23 protein-coding genes are annotated in these 22,231 nt (G+C 70.4%); 10 read left to right on the top strand and 13 right to left on the bottom strand.

Annotation, left to right across the window (positions count from 1 at the left end; all coding sequences use genetic code 11):
* Positions 1-97: 97 nt before the first annotated feature.
* Complete coding sequence (locus ABD378_RS24425; protein WP_344523731.1) at positions 98-499, top strand: hypothetical protein; 402 nt, start codon at positions 98-100, stop codon at positions 497-499.
* 107 nt (positions 500-606) lie between these two features.
* On the opposite strand, the gene ABD378_RS24420 is transcribed toward ABD378_RS24425, so the two are convergent.
* The 3 genes from ABD378_RS24420 to ABD378_RS24410 all read right to left on the bottom strand — a co-directional run bounded on the left by ABD378_RS24420 (position 607) and on the right by ABD378_RS24410 (position 3,807).
* The gene (locus tag ABD378_RS24420; protein ID WP_344523729.1) at positions 607-1,404 is read right to left on the bottom strand and encodes a VOC family protein; all 798 of its coding nucleotides are present in this window, start codon (positions 1,402-1,404) and stop codon (positions 607-609) included.
* Between the two features lie 156 nt (positions 1,405-1,560).
* Positions 1,561-2,259, bottom strand: coding sequence for a hypothetical protein (locus tag ABD378_RS24415; RefSeq protein ID WP_344523727.1), 699 nt, complete (start codon positions 2,257-2,259; stop codon positions 1,561-1,563).
* 9 nt (positions 2,260-2,268) lie between these two features.
* Positions 2,269-3,807: an ROK family protein gene (locus ABD378_RS24410; RefSeq protein WP_344523725.1), complete on the bottom strand. Its 1,539-nt coding sequence runs from the start codon at positions 3,805-3,807 to the stop codon at positions 2,269-2,271.
* Between the two features lie 157 nt (positions 3,808-3,964).
* On the opposite strand from ABD378_RS24410, the gene ABD378_RS24405 reads away from it, so the two are divergent.
* The 3 genes from ABD378_RS24405 to ABD378_RS24395 all read left to right on the top strand — a co-directional run bounded on the left by ABD378_RS24405 (position 3,965) and on the right by ABD378_RS24395 (position 7,545).
* Positions 3,965-5,536, top strand: coding sequence for a hypothetical protein (locus ABD378_RS24405; RefSeq protein ID WP_344523723.1), 1,572 nt, complete (start codon positions 3,965-3,967; stop codon positions 5,534-5,536).
* Positions 5,537-5,708: 172 nt separating this feature from the next.
* Complete coding sequence (locus ABD378_RS24400; protein WP_344523721.1) at positions 5,709-6,458, top strand: SDR family oxidoreductase; 750 nt, start codon at positions 5,709-5,711, stop codon at positions 6,456-6,458.
* Positions 6,459-6,669: 211 nt separating this feature from the next.
* A complete protein-coding gene (locus ABD378_RS24395; RefSeq protein ID WP_344523719.1) occupies positions 6,670-7,545 on the top strand; it encodes a LysR family transcriptional regulator in 876 nt (291 codons plus the stop codon).
* Here the strand turns inward: ABD378_RS24395 and ABD378_RS24390 are convergent.
* The gene (locus ABD378_RS24390) at positions 7,526-8,365 is read right to left on the bottom strand and encodes an alpha/beta fold hydrolase (protein WP_344523717.1); all 840 of its coding nucleotides are present in this window, start codon (positions 8,363-8,365) and stop codon (positions 7,526-7,528) included. The genes ABD378_RS24395 and ABD378_RS24390 overlap by 20 nt on opposite strands.
* A gap of 291 nt (positions 8,366-8,656) precedes the next feature.
* Positions 8,657-9,622, bottom strand: a complete 966-nt coding sequence (locus ABD378_RS24385) for a pirin family protein (RefSeq protein ID WP_344523715.1) — start codon at positions 9,620-9,622, stop codon at positions 8,657-8,659.
* 149 nt (positions 9,623-9,771) lie between these two features.
* Between ABD378_RS24385 and ABD378_RS24380 the strand changes: the two genes are divergently transcribed.
* Complete coding sequence (locus ABD378_RS24380; RefSeq protein ID WP_344523713.1) at positions 9,772-10,119, top strand: tetratricopeptide repeat protein; 348 nt, start codon at positions 9,772-9,774, stop codon at positions 10,117-10,119.
* Between the two features lie 54 nt (positions 10,120-10,173).
* Here ABD378_RS24380 and crcB (ABD378_RS24375) read toward each other — a convergent pair whose 3' ends face one another.
* Genes crcB (ABD378_RS24375) through ABD378_RS24360 form a run of 4 tightly spaced genes read right to left on the bottom strand, consistent with a single transcriptional unit; the run spans position 10,174 to position 11,707 of the window.
* The gene (gene crcB / locus ABD378_RS24375; RefSeq protein WP_344523711.1) at positions 10,174-10,548 is read right to left on the bottom strand and encodes a fluoride efflux transporter CrcB; all 375 of its coding nucleotides are present in this window, start codon (positions 10,546-10,548) and stop codon (positions 10,174-10,176) included.
* The gene (locus ABD378_RS24370) at positions 10,545-10,895 is read right to left on the bottom strand and encodes a DUF190 domain-containing protein (protein WP_344523709.1); all 351 of its coding nucleotides are present in this window, start codon (positions 10,893-10,895) and stop codon (positions 10,545-10,547) included. Before ABD378_RS24370 ends, crcB (ABD378_RS24375) begins: the two co-directional genes overlap by 4 nt.
* Positions 10,892-11,284, bottom strand: a complete 393-nt coding sequence (gene crcB, locus ABD378_RS24365) for a fluoride efflux transporter CrcB (protein WP_344523707.1) — start codon at positions 11,282-11,284, stop codon at positions 10,892-10,894. Before crcB (ABD378_RS24365) ends, ABD378_RS24370 begins: the two co-directional genes overlap by 4 nt.
* Before the next feature lie 57 nt (positions 11,285-11,341).
* Positions 11,342-11,707 (bottom strand): ArsR/SmtB family transcription factor, encoded by a 366-nt coding sequence (locus ABD378_RS24360; protein WP_344523705.1) that lies wholly within the window; start codon positions 11,705-11,707, stop codon positions 11,342-11,344.
* Positions 11,708-11,802: 95 nt separating this feature from the next.
* Here ABD378_RS24360 and ABD378_RS24355 point away from each other — a divergent pair, with 95 nt between their 5' ends.
* Complete coding sequence (locus ABD378_RS24355; RefSeq protein WP_344523703.1) at positions 11,803-13,803, top strand: heavy metal translocating P-type ATPase; 2,001 nt, start codon at positions 11,803-11,805, stop codon at positions 13,801-13,803.
* 48 nt (positions 13,804-13,851) lie between these two features.
* On the opposite strand, the gene ABD378_RS24350 is transcribed toward ABD378_RS24355, so the two are convergent.
* The gene (locus tag ABD378_RS24350; RefSeq protein ID WP_344523701.1) at positions 13,852-15,276 is read right to left on the bottom strand and encodes a dihydrolipoyl dehydrogenase family protein; all 1,425 of its coding nucleotides are present in this window, start codon (positions 15,274-15,276) and stop codon (positions 13,852-13,854) included.
* A gap of 142 nt (positions 15,277-15,418) precedes the next feature.
* Here ABD378_RS24350 and trxA point away from each other — a divergent pair, with 142 nt between their 5' ends.
* Entirely contained in the window at positions 15,419-15,808 is a 390-nt protein-coding gene (gene trxA / locus ABD378_RS24345) for a thioredoxin (RefSeq protein WP_344523699.1), read from the top strand.
* Between the two features lie 25 nt (positions 15,809-15,833).
* On the opposite strand, the gene ABD378_RS24340 is transcribed toward trxA, so the two are convergent.
* On the bottom strand, positions 15,834-16,874 hold the full coding sequence (locus ABD378_RS24340; protein ID WP_344523697.1) for a LacI family DNA-binding transcriptional regulator: 1,041 nt from the start codon (positions 16,872-16,874) through the stop codon (positions 15,834-15,836).
* 180 nt (positions 16,875-17,054) lie between these two features.
* Between ABD378_RS24340 and ABD378_RS24335 the strand changes: the two genes are divergently transcribed.
* Positions 17,055-18,470, top strand: a complete 1,416-nt coding sequence (locus tag ABD378_RS24335; protein WP_344523695.1) for an amidase — start codon at positions 17,055-17,057, stop codon at positions 18,468-18,470.
* Here ABD378_RS24335 and ABD378_RS24330 read toward each other — a convergent pair.
* Positions 18,465-19,289, bottom strand: a complete 825-nt coding sequence (locus tag ABD378_RS24330; protein ID WP_344523693.1) for a glycosyl hydrolase family 18 protein — start codon at positions 19,287-19,289, stop codon at positions 18,465-18,467. The genes ABD378_RS24335 and ABD378_RS24330 overlap by 6 nt on opposite strands.
* Before the next feature lie 299 nt (positions 19,290-19,588).
* Here ABD378_RS24330 and ABD378_RS24325 point away from each other — a divergent pair, with 299 nt between their 5' ends.
* A complete protein-coding gene (locus ABD378_RS24325) occupies positions 19,589-20,047 on the top strand; it encodes a type II toxin-antitoxin system PemK/MazF family toxin (protein WP_386543013.1) in 459 nt (152 codons plus the stop codon).
* Here the strand turns inward: ABD378_RS24325 and ABD378_RS24320 are convergent.
* Positions 20,032-20,883 carry a TIGR02452 family protein gene (locus ABD378_RS24320; RefSeq protein ID WP_344523691.1) on the bottom strand — a complete coding sequence of 284 codons (852 nt, stop codon included), beginning with the start codon at positions 20,881-20,883 and terminating at the stop codon, positions 20,032-20,034. The two genes, ABD378_RS24325 and ABD378_RS24320, sit on opposite strands and share 16 nt — an antisense overlap.
* Before the next feature lie 249 nt (positions 20,884-21,132).
* Here ABD378_RS24320 and egtA point away from each other — a divergent pair.
* Positions 21,133-22,231, top strand: a 1,099-nt coding sequence (egtA, locus tag ABD378_RS24315) for an ergothioneine biosynthesis glutamate--cysteine ligase EgtA (RefSeq protein WP_344523689.1), incomplete at its 3' end; no start/stop codon positions are given.

The raw sequence follows: 22,231 nt of genomic DNA, 5'->3' as shown, positions 1-22,231 counted from the left end.
CCGCGCCGCCCCCGCACTTCCTAGCGTCGACACCACGTATCCGGTCCACGTATCCGGTCCCGCGTCCAACAGGCAGAGAGCACGAGGAAAAAGAGACATGGAAACCGCCAGCCACAACACGGACTTCGGCAAGGTGAAGGTCCTCGCCGCGGCCTACGGCGCGCTGAGCGCCGCCGTCCTCATCACGGTCGCCGTCCTCGCCGTCACCGGACAGACAGCGACGTCGTTCATGTGGGGCCGATCAGCAGGAGTGCTCGCGAGCGCGGCAGTGACCTACTGGCTGACCGTCCTCGCCTCACGGGGAGCACGGTGGGCCTATCTGCGCGTGCGCATCATCTCGATCGTCGTGCCCATCACGATCGTCTCCATCGACATGATTCCCGGCGCCCTCCCCCTGTGGTTCGTCGCACTGCAGGTCGCGTGCGCGCTCACCATCGGCGCGACCGCCTTCCTCGTCAACGGATCCGCGCTGCGCGCTGCTTTCCCCAAGAGTTCCTAGGGCTCGGGAGACGCGGGCAGAACGGCACCGCGAGGCGGGCTACGTGACCCCGTTCCCGCAGACCGGGCGCGGGGTCACGACTTCTTCCGATCGGCGCCCGGCGGGGCTCAGCTCTCGACGGGGTTGAGCACCACGAAGTCCGCCTTCGACGGGTCGAGGCAGACGGCCAGGCGGCCGACGCCCTCCACATCCTCGGGCCCCATCTGCACACTGCCCCCGTTCTGGGTGACCTGGGCGACCGCGGCGTCGCAGTCGTCGACGGCGAAGACCGGATGCCAGTACGGCCGCCCGTCCGTCAGCGCGAGGTCCTCCTTGCTGAGCTCCATCAGGCCGCCCTGCATGCGCTCCTCGGGAAGCCCGGCGGGAGTCATGAGGGTGTAGGTGCCTGCGCCGCCCGGCAGCTCCATATTGCTGAACTGCCAGCCGAAGACACCTCCGTAGAACTCCTTCGCGGCGGCGGCGTCACTCGTGAACAGCTCGGTCCAGGACAGCGAGCCCGGCTCGTCCGCCAGCTCGAAGCCCGAGTTCGTCCCTGGCTGCCATACGGCGAACTGGCCGCCCAGCGGGTCGGAGTACTGCGCCATCCGACCCCAGTCGTCGAGGTCCCTCGGCGCCACCCGCACCGTGCCACCCGCGCGCTCCACGGCCTGAGTCGTGGCGTCCGCGTCAGTGACGGTGTAATAGATCATCCAGGCCGGGCGCGCGCCCTCCTCGGTGAGCTTTCCGAGCCCGGCGACGGTCTTGCCGTCCTTCTGGAACATGCCGCCTTCCATGTCCTCCGCCTCGCCCATGGACTCGTACTCCCAGCCGAGCACCGCGCCGTAGAAGGCGGCGGAGGCCCGGACATCCCGCGCGCCGAGGTCGAGCCAGCAGGGAGATCCGGGAGTTAGGTCAGTGGTGATCACGACGATTCCCTTCGCAGGTCCTTGTGACACCAGCCTGGCACTCGGCACTGACAGTCGCGCGTCGGCCGCCGGGCGGGACAGACCGGAAGCGAACGTGGACACACTCCGACCTCCCGGGACAGGCAACAAACGCCCTGGTCAGCGAACGCCCCGGGCTCAGCCCTCGTTGCGGGCGTCCGGCGAACCGCCGGCACCACCGGGCTGTCCGGCGCCGCCCGTCGGCCCGGTGCCGGGCACCGCAACTTCGGGAGGTTTCGCGGCGGGGCCGACCAACTGGTCGGTGCTCTCCCGTGGTGGCGTCAGGAGCGTGTTGAACACGACGCTCAGCTTGTCGACGGTCTGCCGGGAGAACATCCCGACGAGTGCGGCCACGGAGGCCACTCCATAGGGGTTGATGTCTCCGGACGAGGCCACGCTCGTGGTGAGCCCGCCCCGCAGGACGCAGTAGACGACGAGGGCCAGCGACGCACCGACGAGCGGCTCCAACAGGTACATCAGGAACCAGCTCCGCCTGAGACGCCTGTTGCCGACGTACTCGTAGGCCGAGCGCAGAACATGGATCAGGGAGCCCAGCGCGCCGACGGACATCACGACCAGGAAGAGCCGGGTGTCCCTCGCCAGCGTCGGGGTCCAGATCAGTATCCGCGTCCGGCTCACCCTCTCGGTGCTCCCACTCGGGGACTGCGGCTGCGGCCACGCCTGCATCAGAACGGTGGCGGACACAGTGACCAGCGTCAGCAGGACGGCGACAAGAACGATCACGTCCCACGTCGTGGCGAACCTCGTGCCCACAGTCATCCGCTGCGCCTGCCCCGCGGGCGGCTCCTCCGGCCGCGCCGGCTCCTCGTCTGTCACGGCGCTGCCCTAGTCCTGGTCGAGCCGGTTCCAGGCGACCGCGGCAGCGGCACGGGCACCGAGTTCGTCCTCGTAGGGCCGAGTCACGATCACGACATCGCGAGCAGTGGAGAACGCGTGATCCATACTGGTCCGGCGCACCGCCGTCATGAAGAATTTGGCCGCAGGGAACCTCTCGTGGTCCTCCGACACCAGCGGCTCGGGGCCATAGAGCACCACGCGGTCCGGGTTCGCCAGGTTGAGCAGGTCCGCGAGGCCTCGGCCCAGCGCCCGGCCGGCCTCCGTCAAGGCCTCCTCGACGAGCTTGCCGCGGTCTTCGCTCTTGAGCAGGACAAGCGCCCGGGCCAGATCCGGCACCGGATCCCCGCTCATCTCCTGGACCCGCCGCGCGATGGCGTCGCTGCCCGCGACGCTCTCCAGGCAGCCCCTGTTCCCGCAACTGCACTCGTGGCCCTGGTAGTTCTCGACCACGACGTGCCCGATCTCCCCCGCTGCCCCCGAAGCTCCGTGAAGGAGCTCGCCGTCGACCATCAGCCCCGCGCCGATCCCCTTGTCGAGAACGACCGCGGCGAAGTCACTGCTGCCGTCCGCGTCACCGACCGCGAGGGCCAGCTGTGCCATGGCGTTGGCGTCGTTCTCCACCACGGTGGGCAGTCCCGTCGCCTTCTGCAGGAGTTCCCCGAGCGACAGACCGGGCCATGGGGCGTCATCGGCGTAGTTGGGCGCGTTGACGACGTACCCACTGGCCGTCGCCACATGGCCGCCGATCTCCACCCCGAGGCCCGTCCGCCCCGACTTGGCCGCCTCAGCGGCGGCCGGGACCTTGTCGAGCAAGCCGCGGACGAAAAGGGCGAGTTCCTGGATCAACTTCTCCTGGCTGCCGTCGAACCGCGCTTGGATGTGCAGGCTGGTGTACACCTCTCCGCTCGCGTCGGTCACCACGCCTGTCCGTGATTCCGGACGGACCTTGACGCCCACGCAGTAGTCGATACCCGAAGGCGCGGGCGGGATCAGAGCGGCGCTCTCCAGATACTGCGTACCGCGCGGCGTGAGGCTCCACGCGTTGTGGCGCCACTGTCGGCTCTTCCACACCAGGCCGGCCGCCGTCAGCCTTCGGCCGATCCGGCTGATCTCAGTGGCGTCCACCTTGAGCCGGCCGGCGAGTTGCTCGTTGCTCAGGCCCTGCTCTTTGGCCACTTCCAGGAGAAAACTGACGGTGTGTCCCTGAGGGGCGAAGTTCAGTTGCAGTCCTGAGGGCAAGCGGCGCAGCGCCCAGGTCGTCATGTCGAGCAGCCCGAGTAGGTGCCCCCGTTGCTCGGCGCGTTCCGCCTGGTCTCCATCGGCCCGCACATGATGCCCGTACAGCCTGCGGAGTCCGTCGTGTGCGGCCTGGATCACCGGTTCGTCGGCGGTCAACGACGCGTCGGTGACCAGCATGGCCATCGAACTGAAATGCTGCGGCGGAATTATCCGCTCCGCCTTCATCTCCTCAAGTGCGGCCTGCACTTCGCTTAAACGGTCACACGTGGGTCCCGGTGTTTCACTCATGTCACTCGCCCCTTCGTTCCGATCGCCATAGAAGTGCTACCCCAGCATGGGGCGGTGTCAAACGAGCGTCAAGTGACAATTCATGATCGGTTTAAAATGTTCATCGAATCCTTTCTGTTACAGCTTTTTGCCACAAGGTGACACGCATCCATAAGACGTGCCGTTAACATCGCAGTTACACGCTCATGCTTCGGGGGGAGTCATGAATAAAGAGCCGCGCGGTCCCGATCATTCGGTCGACGAGATCGAATTACCGGTCGATCCGGCAGACCTCTTCGTCGTGCTGTACGACGCGCTTCCGAACTGGCCATTCAGCAGCCGCACCGCGAACAAGTGGTTCGGTGACACCAGGGTGCAACAGCGGGCGGAACTGGTCTGCAAGGACGTGCGCAGAGATGGACGCGCCGACATCGACCTGGTGCGCAACCTCATCCGCCAATACGGCGATCAGGGAATGTTCGCCGTACTCATGGGCCTTGACCGTGCCTTCGAAAATGCCGGGATCTACCCCGGAACCATCGGTGAAAAGACGATGAGCTGGCTCAGCCGGCGATACGTGAACACCAACAGCCTCAACAGCAACACGGAGCGGACCGGCCTTCTGCTGCCCCGTTACACCCGACCGGGCAAGGTAATGGTCGAACTCACCGGAAAACCTGAGTTCTTCTCCGTGCACCGAGTCACCCCGGCGGCTCGCGAGGGAATCTGGCACAGCGGTATCCTGCACCTCGAACCACGGGATTTCGACCGAAAGCAAGCGATTTCCATTGGGGCCGCGCCCGTACTGGAGAGCTACCTCGATCTGAAGTTCGAGTCCCCAGAGGGCGACGACGGTATCGGCCTTTACCGCATCGCACCGGACGACGGCCGACTCCGCCCGCGGATCGAAAGGGTGTTCCAGAATCTGGAGAACTCCGGCGCCCAGATAGGTGTGCTGCCGGAATGTACGCTCTCGAACGATCTGTTCAAACACTGGGACACCCTCCTGCACAACGACCCGCCCGCGGCAAGCCGCCTCCAGTGGATCCTTCTCGGCACCGGACCGATCGGCTCCACGGAACCGGCGGAGCCGCCGCCGAACCGGGCCATCCTGCTCGACCGCGAGACCGCGCAGGTGCTGCTGTGGCAGGACAAGATGGCCGGCTTCACCCTGGGCAAGGGACAGGCGGAGGACTGGCAGCTGCCGGACCGGCCCAAATTCGAACCGGCGGCCGAGTACATCTCCAGAGGGCACCAGGTCGCCGTCCTGGAGACCTTCCTCGGCCGCATCGCCATCCTCATCTGTGAGGACATCAAGCAGAACGCCGCTTGGCTGGGCAAGTGCCAGGCGCTCGGTGTCTCGCACATCTTCGTGCCGCTGTTCGCCTCGCCGATCAGCCGGGAGGTCAAACGCTGGGCACTCGAGGCCGCGGAGAACTGTGTCGAGCAGCTGGGCGCGTGGGTCATCCTCTCCAACAGCCTGGCTGTCGAGGAGAAGATGCGCACCCGGCCGGACTTCGTGGCGGACGACGCCTACACCTGTGTCGTGGTCGGCCCTTCACTTCCCCGACCGAAGAAGTACGCCAAGACGCCGGCCCAGTTCTGCCGCTCGGCCACGGCCGAGGAGACAGCCCGGGTCGTCTGCGACGAACATGGGACACCACCCGTCTGCGACCCCGGCGGGCAGGCACCGCTGCCGAAGGTCCGGTGCGGCCCAGAGCCCGAGACCGAGACCGAGACCAAGTCCTGAGCTCAAGCACAGCACGCAGCGGCGAAGCCACCTGTCTGCTGCCTGGAGGTATCGACGGCGCTTGTGGGGCGACCCAAAACTTCTGTTACCCGTTGCCCGGAATGTCCACCTAGTGTCGACTGTGGAACGTGATCAAGCCGATCACCGACAGTGACGCGAGGGAGTGCTGAGCATGGCCGAGAACACGCTGCGGGACAAGGTCGCGGTCGTCGCCGGGGGCGAGAAGAACCTGGGCGGACTGATCAGCAGGACGTTCGCCGATTCCGGGGCGAAGGTCGTCGTCCACTACCACACCTCCGAGAACGACGCCGAGCAGACGGTGAAGGCGATCCAGCAGGCCGGAGGACAGGCCGTCTCCGTCCAGGGCGACCTGACGAAGGTCGCAGACGTACGGCGGCTGTTCGATGCCGCCGTGGACACCTACGGCGGCGTCGATGTCGCGGTGAACACCACCGGGATGGTGCTGCGCAAGCCGATCCTGGAGACCACCGAGGAAGAGTACGACCGCATGTTCGGCGTCAACTCCAAGGCGGCGTACTTCTTCATCCAGGAATCCGGGCGCCGGCTGAACGACCACGGCAAGATCATCAGCCTGGGCACGTCGCTACTGGCCGCTTTCACGGACGGCTACTCGACGTACGCCGGTGGCAAGGCGCCGCTGGAGCACTTCACGCGAGCGGCGGCCAAGGAGTTCGCCGACCGGCGCATCTCGGTGAACACCGTGGCACCCGGTCCGATGGACACGCCGTTCTTCTACCCGCAGGAGACCCCGGAGAGGGTGGAGTTCCACAAGTCGCAGGCGATGGGCGATCAGCTCACCCACATCGAGGACATCGTCCCGGTCATCAAGTTCCTTGCGACCGAGGGCTGGTGGTTCACCGGGCAGACGATGTTCCCCAACGGCGGCTACACCACCCGCTGACCCCTCGCGACCTCCCGTCAGGCCGCACCGGCCGCATCTCGGCACGGTCGGCCGGGAGGTCGCCCCGCAGCTCCAGCGCATGGGGTACTGATGAGTGCACGACCGACCGATCATGCGGTGGCCGCCTTCGTCACCGCGGTCAACGCCGGGCTCACCGACGATCCGCGTCTCACCGGGGCGGTCCGCCACCGCCATGCCGAGGGGCTCTGACGTGGGACTTGACCTGAACAAGCTGGAGCACTTGGTTGCCGTCGCAGAGGAAGGCAGCCTCACCCGTGCCGCCGCTCGTCTGCACCTGTCCCAGCAAGCCCTGTCCAGCTCCATCCGAGTCCTTGAACGGGAAGTAGGCGTGCCCCTGCTGGAACGCGGCAGCGCCGGCATCACCGTGCTGCCCGCCGGCCAGGCCCTGGTCGAGGACGCCCGCGTCCTGAACGGCATGGCCCGCTCCGCCCTGTACCGCGCCCGGTACATCGGGCGCGGAGAAGCCGACACGCTGCGCATCGGCTACACCCCCGCCGTCACCGGCGAGGAGATTGTCGCCCTGCTCTCATCTGTGACCGACGCCCGCCCCGGCATCGCCCCCGAGGTTCATCAGCGCTACCCCGCCGAGCTCACGGCCGCTCTCCTCGCCGGCGATCTCGATGTCGGGCTGTGCCGCGGCACCGCACCGGCCCACGGCCTGACCCGCACCACCCTCGGCCACCAGCGACTGCACATCGCCGTCGCCGCCGACCACCCCATCGCCACCCGCACCGCCGTGTCCCTCGCCGAACTTGCCGACGAACCCTTCATGGTCTGGGGAACCCCTGGCCAGTCCGGCTACACCGACCTCCTCATCGACCACTGCCGCCACGCCGGTTTCGAACCCCGCATCGAACGCACCGACCGCCAAGGCACACCACCGGTCACCGCCGTCATCGGCACCCACCACATCGCCTTCGTCACCACACCACCAGGACCCGCCGCCGGGGGCAAGGCGCGCATCATCAGCCTCGAACCCCCGGTCCACGCACCACTCCACGCGCTCTACCTCGCCCAAACCACCTGCCCCGGCCGCGACACCTTCCTCACCGACGCAACCCTGTGACGGGTCGTTGGAAGCGCTCGACGGGGTTGAGGTAGGAGAGGGTCTCGAGCGGCTGATCAGTGAAGAAGCGGGCCATCAGGTCAGCCAGGTCGGTATCGCGTTCGATCTGGACCAAGTGATCGGACTCCTTGATCGTGGTGAACCGCGCCCGGAGCCCCTGTGCGACCCGCCGCCCTACGAGAGGTGGGGTGATGGTGTCGTGTTCGCCGGTGAACACGAGGACGGGAGCGGTGACGGCCGGCTCGGGCAGGCTCCACGGGTGTGTCAGGAGACGCTCGTGGTGGGTGATGTCCATGGCGAGTTCGCGCTCGGTGAGCTGGGCGAACCTCTGCCCCATGAGGCGGGCAACGGCAGCCCGTCGCCGCACCGGTCCGCGGTCGGGCGGGGCCATGAACTGCTCGACCATGTCCCGGGCCAAGTCGTCGAGCAGGCCATCGTCCACCATGCGGCGCCAGCGTTTGGCGGAGGCGGTGTACTCGGGGGAGATCTCCTCGGCCGTTCCTCCCAGCATCAGACGCGCGATCCGGTGCGGGTGCCGTTGCGCGTACCGCAGGCCGATGGAGGCCCCGAAGCAGGCTCCGAACACGTTGACCGGTCCGAGCGAGAGTGTGTCGACGGCATGGCGGACGGTGTCGGCGAGGAAGTCCATGCCGTGCTCGACCGGGAGGGGGTCGGCGTCCCCGTAGCCGGGCAGTTCCAGGGTCAGCAGGCTGGTGTGCGACAGGATCTGCCGCTCGTACCGCAGCCAGGAGAAACGGTCTTGCGATGAGCCGCCAAGAACGACGACGGGCTCGGTGGCTGCGCTGCCAGCAGTGGCCATGCGTGCCACGAAGCGAAATCCGCGGTAGTCCAGCTCGTGATCTGTTGCTTGACTGCAGACACTGTGCGACATCCCGCCTGTATAGCGGCTGACCGACGGCCGACGACGGTGATTCCTGGCCGGTTCATCCGATGGGACGTCGCGTCGTGCTCGCCTGGGCGATGGGAGACGCTCACTCAAGGACGTCGCCCGCAGGCTTGGCGTACGCGCGGCCCGCCGCATGACGGCCCGCCTGATCAGCACGGGGTCAGCATTGGGTTTGCCGGACCTGGTCGCAGATGACCAAACTGGTCAGCGCACCCGCCCCCGCGGTTTCAGCGGCACCGGGGGCAGATCCGGCGCGGGGATGCGATCGCCGTCATAGCCCTTCACCTCGCCGAAGCGCGCGCTTTCCATCCAGTCCGCGCGAGCCTTCGCGATGTCCTCGTTCGAGCGTCCGATGAAGTTCCACCACATGATCAGTTCCTCGTCGAACGGCTCGCCGCCGAGCAGCATCAGGCCCGCGTCCGACTCCGCGTGCAGCGGCAGTTCGGTGCGGCCGCAGCCGAGGTACAGCATCGAGCCGGGCAGGACGGGGACGCCGTCCACCCGGGTCTCGCCGGACATGCACAGGACGGCGTACTCGAAGTCGGGGTCGAGCGGCAGGCGTACGTCCGCGTCGCGGGTCAGGGTGAGGTCGGCGCCGACGATCGGGGTGTAGGTCGTGCCGGGTGACGTGGTGCCGTCGACCGTGCCCAGGATGAGCGTCGCCGTCAGGCCGGGGGCCGTGACCAGGGGCAGCTCCGCGTGGTGCTCGAAGCGCGGGTCGGTGGCGCGGTGCACGTCGGGCAGGGCCACCCACAGCTGGGCGCCGTGCAGGAAGCGGGCGTGCGACCTGGGGCTCTCCTCGGAGTGCGAGATCGCCCGGCCCGAGGTCATCAGGCCCAGCTCGCGGGGGCGGATCGTCTGGAGGCTGCCCGTGGAGTCGCGGTGCAGGACCTCGCCGTCGTGCAGCCAGCTGACCGTCTGCAGGCCCATGTGCGGGTGGGGGCCCACCTGCATGCCGGGCTCGTCGGCGATGTCGTCGGGGCCGTAGTGATCCACGAAGCACCAGGCGCCGACCATGCGACGGCCCAGGTTGGGCAACAGGCGGCGGACCTCCGTGGATTCGCCGAGCTTGACCTTTCGGGGGCTGAGGAGTTCCCGGACCGGTTCGGCGACGACGAACCCGCGCCCGCCGCACAGGGCCGGGACCGCCTCGCGATCAAGATTGCTCATGCCGCACAACCTAGACCCGTGGGGCACCGGACGTCAGGCACGCGCCCCGGTCATTCCGGAGGAACCGCCGTCCCGGAGGAATTGCCGGGGAGGTGCGTAGTGGAATATCCAATTACTTGCGCTCGTTGGACGGCTCGAAGGAGGCAACAGTGGACACGACGTACTACGACCACGGAACCGCGGCGGAGCGCTGGGAGCGCGCGCGGCAGTTCTTCGACGCCAAGGAGTACGCCACGGCGGCGCGCATCCTCGCCACCCTGGCCGACGAGGTGCCCGAGCAGGTCGCCCCGCGTCTGCTGCTGGCCCGTGCCTACTACCATTCGGCCCAACTGCGGCGCGCGGAGACCGAGTTGCGTACGGTCATCGAGCTCGACCCCGTCGAGCAGTACGCCAGGCTGCTCCTCGGCCGCACGCTCGAGCGGCAGGGACGGGACACGGACGCGGCCCCGCACCTGCGGATGGCCGCGGCTCTCTCGGGGGACTTCGCCGAGGCCTGATCCCGGCATCAAGACCGGCGCGACCGCCGGGCCGAGGTGAGCCAAGGCGGGCCGTCACGCCCACACCGCCTCCGCCAGCGCGACGCCCGCGAAGACCGCGCCGAGCGCCGCGACCACACTGGACACGACATTGACCGCCGCGTAGAAGCGGGCTCCGTCCTCGGAGAGCCGCAGCGTCTCGTACGAGAAGGTCGAGTACGTCGTCAGGGCGCCGCACAGGCCGGTGCCGAGGAACAGTTGGGTGTGGGAGGTGGCGGCGCCGGCGACCGTCGCGCCGGTGAGCACGCCAAGGACCAGGCTGCCCGCCACGTTGACCGCGAGCGTCCCCCACGGGAAGACCGTGTCGTGCCTCGCCTGCACGGCACGGTCGGTGAGGAACCGCAGCGGGGCGCCGATCATCGCCCCCGCCACCACGCAGAGCCAGTTCACCGCTCCGCCTCGCCCCGGCCCACGTACCGGATGACCTCGCAGTCGTCGAGGATCACGAGCCCCTCGGTGACCAGCTCGTCGAGCTGCGGCAGGAACGCGCGGATCTTGTCCTCGTCGTCCACGATCACGACCGCCACCGGCAGGTCATCGCTCAGCGAGAGGAGCCGCTGGGTGTGGATGAGCGACGAGGCGCCGAATCCCTCGATGCCGCGGAAGACGCTTGCGCCCGCGAGGCCCGCCTTGCGGGCGCGGTGGACGATCTCCGAGTAGACCGGCTTGCGGTGCCAGAGGTCGGTCTCGCCGATGAAGACCGTCACGCGCAAGGCCGTGCCCGTCAGCCTGGTCATGGTCGTCTCCTCACCACGAGGCGGCGCGTTGCCCACGCCGCACTCCACACTGCCGCGAGGGCCGCGAGCAGCGTCAGTCCGAGATAGGCCAGGCCCGTGCGGGCGTGGCCGCCGTTCACCAGGCGCTCGATGTCCACCCCGTAGGTGGAGAAGGTGGTGAACCCGCCGAGCACGCCGGTGCCGAAGAAGGGGCGCAGGAGGCGGTGCGGTGTCCGCACCTCGGTGAGGATCACCATGAAGACGCCCATGACGGCGCATCCGATGACGTTCACCAGGAGCGTCGTCGTGGGGAAGGTGCCGGGGGCGGTGGGCCAGATCAGGGACGCGCCGTAGCGGGCGGACGCGCCGATCGCACCGCCGACGGCCACGACCGCCACAACGGGCCACACGACGTACTCCCTCACCTGCGCCGATCCGAGTAGTCACCAGTAAAGATCACTCTCAGGCTAGCCGCCCGACGGTGTGTCCCGCAGGCCGAGGCGCAGGTGCTCGACGTGGAAGAGCGCCTGGTCGAGGAGTTCGGCGACGTGGTGGTCGTAGAGGGCGTAGACGACGGAGCGGCCGTGCCGTTCGCCGGTGATCAGGCCCAGGTTGCGCAGCAGGCGCAGTTGATGGGAGCAGGCCGACTGCTCCATGCCGACCGCCTCGGCCAGATCGCCTGCCGCGCAGGGCCCCTCCTGGAGGCGGGCGAGGATCAGCAACCGGGAGGGCGTCGCCAGGGCCTGGAGGGTGGCGGCGACGTCTGCGGCCCCCACGGCGTCCAGGCGTTCGCGCGTGGTGGTGGTGCTCTTGTCGTCGACTCCGTGGCCCATGGCGTCATCCTATCGATGACACATGAAAAGCTGTTCATTCATTCCTGTACGGTGATGACGTTGCCGTTCCCCAGCCCGTGAAGGGTTCCTTCGCCATGCCCACTGCCCTGCTCCCCCGCTCCGACCAGGGGGCATCCGCCGGTGCCACAGCGGCCCCGCGCCGCCGCACCCGGGTCCTCGCCCTCGCCGAGGCCCGCTGGTCGGCGGCGGCCACGGCCGCGTTCCTGATCGCGCTGCCACTGCAGCTCGCGGGGGCCGCCTCGTGGACGTGGGGCGCGCTGTACGCCGTCGCGTACGTCGCCGGAGGCTGGGAGCCGGCACTCGCCGGGCTGCGCGCGCTGCGCGAGAAGACCCTGGACGTGGACCTGCTGATGATCGTCGCGGCCCTCGGCGCGGCCTCGATCGGGCAGGTGATGGACGGGGCGCTGCTCATCGTCATCTTCGCCACGTCCGGCGCCCTTGAGGCCCTTGCCACCGCTCGTACCGCCGACTCGGTGCGCAGCCTGCTCGACCTCGCGCCCACCACGGCCACGCGGCTTGCCGACGGGGGCGGTGAAGAGACGGTCGGCACGGCCGAGTTGAAGGTCGGCGACGTCATCCTCGTACGGCCCGGTGAGCGGGTCGGCGCGGACGGCGAGGTACTTGAGGGGGCCAGTGACGTCGATCAGGCGACGATCACGGGTGAGCCGCTGCCGGTCGACAAGGAGGCCGGGGACGAGGTGTTCGCGGGGACGCTGAACGGGGCGGGTGCGCTGCGGGTGCGGGTCGGGCGCGACGCGTCGGACTCGGTGATCGCGCGGATCGTGGCGATGGTCGAGGAGGCGTCTGAGACCAAGGCTCCCACGCAGCTGTTCATCGAGAAGGTCGAGCAGCGGTACTCGCTCGGGATGGTCGTCGCGACGCTCGCCGTGTTCGCCGTGCCGCTGGCCTTCGGCGACGACCTGACCGGGGCCCTGCTGCGGGCCATGACGTTCATGATCGTGGCTTCGCCGTGCGCGGTGGTTCTCGCCACGATGCCGCCGCTGCTCTCGGCGATCGCGAACGCGGGGCGGCACGGCGTCCTGGTCAAGTCCGCCGTCGTGATGGAGCGTCTTGGGCAGGTCGACGCGGTCGCCATCGACAAGACGGGCACCCTGACCGAGGGAACGCCCCGGGTGACCGCTGTCCACGCGCTGCCCGGCAGCGGCCTGACCGACGACACCCTCCTCGCGCTCGCGGCAGCCGCCGAGCACCGAAGCGAACATCCCCTGGCCCGCGCCGTGGTGGACGCGGCGCGCGCCCGCGGCCTGCGCATTGCGGCGGTGGCGGACTTCGCGTCGGCGCCGGGTGTCGGGGTGAGCGCCACGATCGCGGGTGCGACCGTCGAGGTGGGGGCTCCGGCACGGCTGCTCGGCGCCCGGCCGACCGGCGGCGACGACGACGCCGACGACCCCGAGAGCACCGAAGCCCTCGCTCGCGCACGGCAGTTGGGCGAGGACGGACAGACCGCCGTGCTCGTGCTGCGCGACTGGATCCCGGTGGGGATCCTCGGCATCGCCGACCGTCTGCGCCCTGACGCGGCGGCGACCGTCACCGCCCTGGAGTCCCTGACCGGCACGGCTCCGATGCTGCTCACCGGTGACAACGCGCAGGCGGCGGCCCGGCTCGCGGCGGAGGTCGGCATCGGGGACGTACGGGCCGGGCTGCTGCCGCAGGACAAGGTCGCGGCGGTACGTGAGGCGGAGGGCGCGGGACGCAAGGTCCTCGTCATCGGGGACGGCGTCAACGACGCGCCCGCCCTCGCCGCGGCCCACACCGGCATCGCGATGGGCCGGGCCGGTTCCGACCTCGCCCTGGAGACCGCCGACGCCGTCGTCGTGCGGGACGAACTCGCCACCGTGCCGAAGGTGATCGCGCTGTCCCGGCGTGCCCGCGGGCTCGTCGTGCAGAACCTGGTGATCGCCGGGGTGTTCATCGCCGTCCTGGTCACCTGGGATCTCGTCGGCAGCCTGCCGCTCCCCCTCGGCGTACTCGGCCACGAGGGCTCCACCGTGATCGTGGGGCTCAACGGGCTGCGGCTGCTGAGGGACGCGGCGTGGCGGGACGCGGGCGCCTGAGCGGACTCGGGAGAGCCCCGCCCCGCCCCGTCACGAATGCCGCGCCGGCTACCCGCGAAACGTCTCCAGCAGCCGCAGCCACACCTCGCTGACCGTCGGGTAAGACGGAACCGCGTGCCACAGCCGGTCGATCGGCACCTCCCCCGCGATCGCCACCGTCGCCGAGTGGATGAGCTCGCCGACGCCGGGGCCCACGAAGGTCACGCCGAGCAGGACCTCCCGGTCGAGGTCGACGATCATGCGGGCGCGGCCTTCATAACCGTCCGCGTAGAGGCCGGCGCCCGCCACGCCCGCCATGTCGTAGTCCACGGCGCGCACCCGGCGGCCCGCGGATTCCGCCTCCGCGAGGGTGAGGCCCGCCGATGACGCCTCGGGGTCGGTGAAGACCACCTGCGGGACGGCGGCGTGGTCGGCGGTGGCGGAGTGCGCGCCCCAGGGGTCGGTCTCCAGGAGGGGGACGCCCTGGGCGCGGGCGGTGATCGCGGCGCCAGCGATGCGGGCCTGGTACTTGCCCTGGTGGGTGAGGAGCGCGCGATGGTTGGCGTCGCCCACGGCGTAGAGCCAGTCGCTGCCCTGCACCCGCAGGCTCTCGTCGACCGGCAGCCAGGAGCCGGGGTCCACGCCGATCGTCTCCAGGCCGAGGTCGTCGGTGCGCGGGGCGCGGCCCGTGGCGAAGAGGATCTCGTCGGCCTCGAGGGTGTCGCCGCCGGTCAGGGTCGCCGTGACCGTGCCGTTCTCCCGCCGCACGGCCGTGACGGAGACGCCGGTGCGGACCTCGGCGCCCGCCTCCGTCAGCGCCTTGGCGACAAGCTCCCCGGCGAACGGCTCCATGCGCGGCAGCAGCCCGTCGCCGCGCACCAGCAGCGTGACCTGCGAGCCGAGGGCCTGCCAGGCGGTGGCCATCTCCACGGCGACGACGCCGCCGCCGTCCACCGCGAGGCGGCCGGGTACATGATCCGCGCTGGTGGCCTCGCGGCTCGTCCACGGCTTCACCTCGGCCAGGCCCGGCAGGTCGGGCAGCGCGGCGCGGGTGCCGGTGCACACCGCCACCGCGTGGCGGGCGGTGAGGGTCCGCTCGGTTCCGTCGGAGCCCGTGACCGTCACCTGGCGCGTACCGGCGATACGGCCGTGGCCGCGGTAGAGGTCCACACCGATCGAGTCCAGCCAGCCGACCTGGCCGTCGTCCTTCCAGTGCGAGGTGTAGTCGTCCCGGTGCGCGAGGACCGCCGCCGCGTCCAGGGGTCCTTGGACCGACTGGCGCAGGCCCGGCACCCTGCGGGCGTCCGCGCGGGCGATGACCGGGCGCAGCAGCGCCTTGCTCGGCATGCACGCCCAGTACGAGCATTCGCCCCCGACGAGTTCGCTCTCCACGATCGCCACGCTCAGGCCGCCCGCGCGGGCCCGGTCCGCGACGTTCTCCCCCACGGGACCCGCACCCAGGACCACTACGTCGTATGTCTTCGAATCCGTCATAGAAGCCAGTGTGGTCGCAGGTGTGCGCCGTGGCCACATGGGTACGCGCGCGGAACGAGCACGGGTGAGCGCGTGGAATACGTCTGCCGCCCGGGCCGTTGTGCACAGCGGCTTCGACCGACAGCAGGAAGAGAGAAACACCATGAGCAGCACGACTGTGGAGCTCACCAAGGAAAACTTCGACCAGACGGTCACGGACAACGAATTCGTCCTGATCGACTTCTGGGCGGAGTGGTGCGGTCCGTGCAAGTCGTTCGCGCCCGTCTACGAGAAGGCCGCCGAAAGCAATCCCGACATGGTCTTCGGCAAGGTGGACACGGAGGCGCAGCCTGAGCTCGCTCAGGCCTTCGGCATCCAGTCGATCCCCACGCTGATGATCGTCCGCGATCAGGTGGCCGTGTTCGCGCAGCCCGGCGCACTGCCGGAGGCCGCCCTTGAGGACGTCATCGGGCAGGCCAGGAAGCTGGACATGGACGAGGTCCGCAAGTCCGTCGCCGAGGAGCAGGCCAAGGCCCAGGCGCAGGAACAGTAAGGAAGAAGCCCTGTAAGCAGCAGGGTCAGCTGGACTCGCGGTGCACTGCCGTCGCACCGAGCACGTCGTGCACCTCGGGCTCCATGCCCGGGTCACGCACGACCCGGTCGACGAGCTCCGCGAGCTTCTGACCCGACGGCAGCTCGATGCGGACCGTGCTGAGCCGCGGCCGCAGGAGCCTGCCGAGCATCAAGTCGTCGGCGCCGATCATCGCCGTCTCCTCGGGGACGGCGATGCCTTCGTCCTGCAGCGCCCGCATCAGGAGCATCGCGAACTCGTCGTTGTACGTGAACACCCCGTCGACGCCGAGCGTGCGCCAGCGGGCCGCGAGCCGGGCCGCCGACTCCTCGTCGTAGGCGAGGGGCAGCTCGGTCATCGTGGCGTCCTGGCCGTGCTGGGCCAGGGCCTGGCGGATGCCTTCGGCGCGCGGGCGTGCGAAGGGCTCGAGGCCCTGTTCCTCGGGGATCACGACGCCGATGTGCCGTTTGCCGCGCTCCAGGAGGTGGGTGGCGGCGCACTGTCCCACGAGACGCTGGTCCATGAGCAGGGCGTGGGCGCCCTCGGCCTGCTGCGGGCCCAGCGTGAAGACGGCCTTGGCGCCCGACCGCTTCAGGACGCTCACGCCACGCGCGCCGAGCCCCGACGCGCCGGGGGCGAGGACCGCGACCGGGCGCAGCTCGGCCCAGGCCCTGGCCGCCTCCTCGCCGGTCAGGCCGAGGCTGCCGTACTGCACGACGGTGTAGTCGAACCGGCTGAGCGCCCACTGCAGCTCGTTGAAGAACTCGCTGAAGAGCGGGCCCGCCGGGATCTGCGGCGTCGGCATCAGGACCACACGGGTGTGCCCGGCGCGCAGGCTGCGGGCCGCGGCGTGCGGGACGTATCCCAGTTCCTTGGCGGCCTCGCGGACGCGGCGGCGGGTGGGCTCGCTGATGCGGACGGCGCTCGTGTTGTTCAGGACGTACGAGACGGTCGCGCGCGAGACTCCCGCCAGGCGCGCCACGTCGGCGCTCGTCGGCACGGAGTACTGCGCGGGCTGCTGTGCGGTCTTGTTCGGTATCTGCACCATGGCGGGGCTCATCTTTCCAGACGGCGCGCGGGCGCTCCCAGGCGGGCGTCCGGGCGCCCCCGGCCTGCGTCGGAGCGCTCCCACGGTCCGTGCGCGGCGTGAACTGCCCTGCCCTCGTACCGCGTTCCTCCTTCGACGGTTAACGTGCGTGCACCTGCCGTCGATCAAAGGTGCCCCCACATGACTGCCGACCGTGCCGACGGCCTCGCCCGCACCGCCCGCGCGCTGGCCACCGGAGAAGTGTCCTCACGTGCGCTGACGGAGCGGACGCTGGCGCGGATCGAGGCCTCGCAGCCCGAACTGAACGCCTTCAAGCTGGTGCGGGCCGAGGCCGCGCTCGCCGAAGCGGACGCCGCCGACCGGGAGTTGGCCTCCGGCGGGCCGGGCAGGCCGCTGCTCGGCGTGCCGCTCGCCGTGAAGGACGACACGGACATAGCGGGCGAGCCGACCGCGTTCGGCTGCCGGGGTGACTTCCCGCCGAAGACGGAGGACGCCGAGTCCGTACGCAGGCTGCGGGCGGCCGGAGCCGTGATCGTCGGCAAGACCAACACGTGTGAGCTTGGCCAGTGGCCCTTCACGGAGGGACCCGGCTTCGGGGCCACCCGCAACCCGTGGCACACCGGGCACACCCCCGGCGGTTCGTCGGGCGGCTCGGCGGCGGCGGTCGCCGCGGGCCTGGTGCCGGCCGCGCTCGGCTCGGACGGCGCGGGCTCGGTGCGCATCCCCGCCGCCTGGACCCATCTCGTCGGGATCAAGCCGCAGCGCGGCCGCATATCGACCTGGCCCTGGCCCGAGGCCTTCAACGGCATCACCGTCAACGGCCCGCTCGCGAGGTCCGTCGCGGATGCCGCCCTGCTCCTGGACGCGGCCAGCGGCAACCACGGCGGTGACCTGCACAAGCCGCCCGCCATCAGCGCCTCAGAGGCGGCGACCCGCGAACCGGGGCGGCTGCGGATCGCCCTCTCCCTGCGCATGCCGTTCACCGCGACCCCCAAGCGCCTGCATCCCGTGGTCCGCCGCAAGGTCATCGTCCTCGCGGACCGGCTCGCCTCGCTCGGGCACGACGTCGTGGAGGACGACCCGCGCTACGGCCAGATCGGCCTCGACTTCGTGCCGCGCGCCACGGCCGGCATCACCGACTGGGTCCGCGAGGTCCCCGACCCGCACCTGCTCGACCCGCGTACCAAGGAGGCGGCCCGCCTGGGCCGCCTCCTTGGCGGCGCCCCGCTGCGCCTGGCCCGCCGCGCCGAAGCCGCCCTGCACCGCAGGGTCGGCGCGATCTTCTCGACGTACGACGTCGTCCTCACGCCCACCACAGCCACTCCCCCGCCCCGGATCGGCACCATGGCCGCCCTCAGCGGCTGGCGCACCGACCAGGCGATGATCGCCGCCTGTCCCTACGCGTGGACGTGGAACGTCCTGGGCTGGCCCGGCGTCAACGTGCCCGCGGGCCAGGTGGGCGACGGCCTGCCGGTCGGGGCGCAGCTCCTTGGACCCGCGGGCAGTGAGCCGCTCCTGGTGTCGCTCGCCGCGCAGTTGGAGGCGGACCAGCGGTGGTACGAGCGGTGGCCCGCACATCCCGCGCGGACGTCATGAGCTCTTGGCGAGGGTGCCCCACAGCGCCGGGTCCTCGAAGCCGATGGCCCACAGGACGGTGTGGCGCACGCCGTACTTCCGCAGGACCGGCAGATGCGCCGCCGTCCCGCGCGCGTCCTGGTACCAGACCGTGCGGCGCTTGCCGCCTTCGTTGTACGTGAAGTAGGGCGTGCTCGATCTGGGGTCGATGCGGTAGTGCGCGCCGACCCGGCGGCGCAGCGCCTCCGCCTCCTTCCAGGTGACGTGCCTGGCGCGGACGCCGCCGCCGACCGCCCAGTCCCAGCCGTAGCCGGGCAGGCCCATCTCCAGCTTCCGGGCCGGGACTTCGGCGGTGGCGTTGCGCAGGATCTCCTCGTACCAGGCGGGCGACGACAGGGGGCCCGGGGAGCCCTCGGCCCAGTGCTGGTCGTAGGCCATGATGCGCAACCGGTCGGCGGCGGCGCCCAGTCGGCGGTAGTCCCAGACGCGGCCGCTGATCCGCGTCTTCGGCGAGACCGTGACCACGCACTGCTTGCGCAGGGCGTGCAGCCGCGCGCACAGGTCGGTGACCATCGTCGCGTAGCCCGCCCCCACCTTCTTGTAGGCGGAGTCGCCGGTGGGCGCGATGGACTCGTAGTCGAGGTCGATGCCGTCGTACGAGCGGCTGCGGACGACCCGCAGGAGCGTGTCGATGTGCTGTGAGCGGCGGGCCTTGTCGGTGACGACGGCCGCGAGCGCTCCGGTCGCCATCCGCTCCATGACGGTCGGCACGACCTTGATGCCCGCCTTGTGGAGCCCGTCGATGACGCGGCGCGATCCTGCTCCGGTGTGACCCGCCACGCGTCCGGCCGTCTTCGCCTCGTACCAGAAGGGGCTGACGGTGTGCAGTTGGCCGGCGTGGCGCAGGGCGTTCTCGTACGCGGCTTCCTGGTCCCAGTAGGGGAGCCATCCGGAGACGGTGCGCGGCGGCGGCGCGGAGCGTGCGGGAGCGTGGGGGCAAGTGCCGTGCCGCAGAGGGCGAGAACGGCGGTGACCCGGGCTCGGCTGAGGTGTCGTCGATGCGCCATGGCCCCGAGCCTGCGTGGCATCGGGCGGACCCGCCCCGCGGGCTGGGCCAGACAGGTTCTACGGTGGCCCGCGTGACTGCCAACACCGATGACCCGCAGATGTCCGCGCACCCGGGCCGCACGGGCCGCACCGCGACCACCGAGGCCGAACCGCGCGAGGTAGGCCGGGTCCAGACGACGTACGCGCCCGCACACGACGGCGATCCCGACCCCGGCGAGATCGTCTGGACGTGGGTTCCCTACGAGGAGAACGACGGCCGCGGCAAGGACCGTCCCGTCCTGGTCGTCGCCCGCGAGGCGCGCGGCACGCTGCTCGCCGTGCAGCTCTCCAGCAAGCAGCATGCGAACGACCAGGAGTGGGTGCCGATCGGCAGTGGGCCGTGGGACCGCGAGGGCCGCGACTCCTGGGTCGACATCGACCGGGTGCTTCGGGTGCACGACGCGGGCATGCGGCGCGAGGCGTGCGCGCTTGACCGGATGCGGTTCAATCTGGTCGTGCGGCGGCTGCAGGAGCGCTACGGCTGGCGCTGAGCCGCCAGGTCGGCGAACGTCTCCTCGAAGGCGGTCCGCGTCACCGCGCCGCGCGTGCGGCCGAGCACCCCGAAGACGATGTGCTCGAAGTACCCGTGGAACCGGCCGCCTTCGTCGAGCAGCCCACGGAACGCGTCCGCCACCTGCACGGGGTCGTTCTGGAAGACCCCGCAGCCCCACGCGCCGAGCACGAGCCGCCGGTAGCCGCAGGCGGCGGCGGTCTCCAGGACCCGTTCCGCGCGCCCTGCCAGGGCGGACGGCAGGTCCTTCACGCGCTCGGGGGCCTGGCGCAGGACGACGCCCGCGTTCGGCGCCGCCGATGTCAGGAAGCCCACCCTGTACGCCGCGTTGAGGAGCCGCCCCCGGTCGTCACGGAAGACCGGGACGGCCGGGGAGTGGATCACGCGGTCGCTGTAGAAGGGATCGCGGTGGGCACGGTGGTGGTCGTAGAACTCCCGGGCCGACCGCACGCAGGTGTACAGCGCCGAGGCCCGGCACAGCGCCTCCTCCTGAGCCTGCGCGCCGTTCAGATAGCCGCCGCCGGGATTGCGCGCGGAGGAGAAGTTCAAGACGGCCACCGGGCCCCCGCCCGCGCCCGTCAGGCGGTGCGCGGCCTCCAAGCTGCTCTCACCGGTGACCTCGACTACCGTGGAGATCAGCTCGGGCGGCGTGACGGGAGTCACGTACAGGGCCGCCGGACCGAACATCCGCGTGCCGGAGCGCGCGGCGTCCACCGCATCCGCGATCACCACCTCGCGGCCACCCGGAGCGGCGTACCGCCCTGCTGCCACGATCTCCTCGGTCTGCTGCGCGATGCCGCGCAGTCGCGCACTCATGCCCGCTCCCCCGTACCGACCTCTGTCGTCCTGTCCCCCGACTCACACATGAACGCATCGTGAGCTCTTTCCCACGCCCGCCGCAACAGAATTCCCTGGCATCGGCTTGGCCCCAAGGGCACTCTTGTGCGAACGGCCGACAAGGTCTTGGGTGGGACGAGCGCTGCCAACTCGGTCACACCCATATCGAGTTGACCGGGTGGTCCACAACCGCTGGACCAGGCAGAACTTGAACAGGAGGACCCCTGCATGCCCGAGGGCGACTGTACGACGTACCGCGCGAAGTACGGCACCGCGGTATCCGAGTCCGAGGCGGAGGCGCTGGTCACCGGCATCTGCTTCAAGACCGGACCACCGCGCGTCACCGGTGTCGAACTGGAATGGCTGATCCACGAGCCGAACCGGCTCCAACTGCCCGTTTCCCCCGCCCGCCTCGAAGCGGCCTACGCCGCACTGCGGGCCCTGCCCCTGCACTCCCTGATCACCGTCGAACCAGGCGGCCAGCTGGAGCTCAGCTCGCTCCCCGCCGCCTCGCTCATGGAATGCGTATCCGCCGTATCGGCTGATCTCTCCCTCGTACGCGATCGCCTTGCCACCCTTGATCTGACGCTCACCGGGCTCGGTGCCGATCCCTGGCGCCCGCCGTCCCGCATCCTGCACCGGCCGCGGTATGACGCGATGGAGTCCTATCTCGACCGCACAGGTCCCGCGGGCCGCCGCATGATGTGCTCCACGGCCTCCGTGCAGATCTGCCTGGACGCGGGGCACGAGGAGCCGGGCCCGCTCGGCTACGGCCGGCGCTGGCGGCTCGCGCATCTCCTTGGCCCCGTGCTGGTCGCCACGTTCGCCAACTCGCCCGTCCAGGACGGGCGTTCCACCGGCTGGCGCTCCACGCGGCAGGCCGTGTGGGCCTCGATCGATCCGGGCACGTCCGGCGCCCCGCCGCTGGACGCTGAGCCGCGGGCTGCCTGGACGCGGCACGCGCTCGACGCGCCGGTGATGTTCATCAGGGGCGAGGACGACGGCGACGACGCCCCTTGGACCGTCCCGGAGGGGCTCACCTTCCGCACCTGGACCCGCTCGGGCGGGCCGCGCCCACCGACCCGCGACGACCTCGACTATCACCTGACCACCCTCTTCCCGCCCGTACGCCCGCGCGGCCATCTGGAGCTGCGGATGGTCGACGCGCAGCCCGGCGCGAACGGCTGGGTCGTGCCGCTCGCCGTGACGAGCGCGCTGTTCGACGACCCGCAGGCGGCCGAGACCGCCTACCGCACCGTGAAGCCGCTGGCCGAGCGCGCGAGCCCGCCCGGCGCGCCCGCGGCGCCACGCAGCCCGCTGTGGCTGG

The sequence above is a fragment of the Streptomyces rectiviolaceus genome (genome assembly GCF_039533825.1).
Lineage (GTDB): Bacteria > Actinomycetota > Actinomycetes > Streptomycetales > Streptomycetaceae > Streptomyces > Streptomyces rectiviolaceus.
This window is presented reverse-complemented; position numbering and strand designations above follow the sequence as displayed.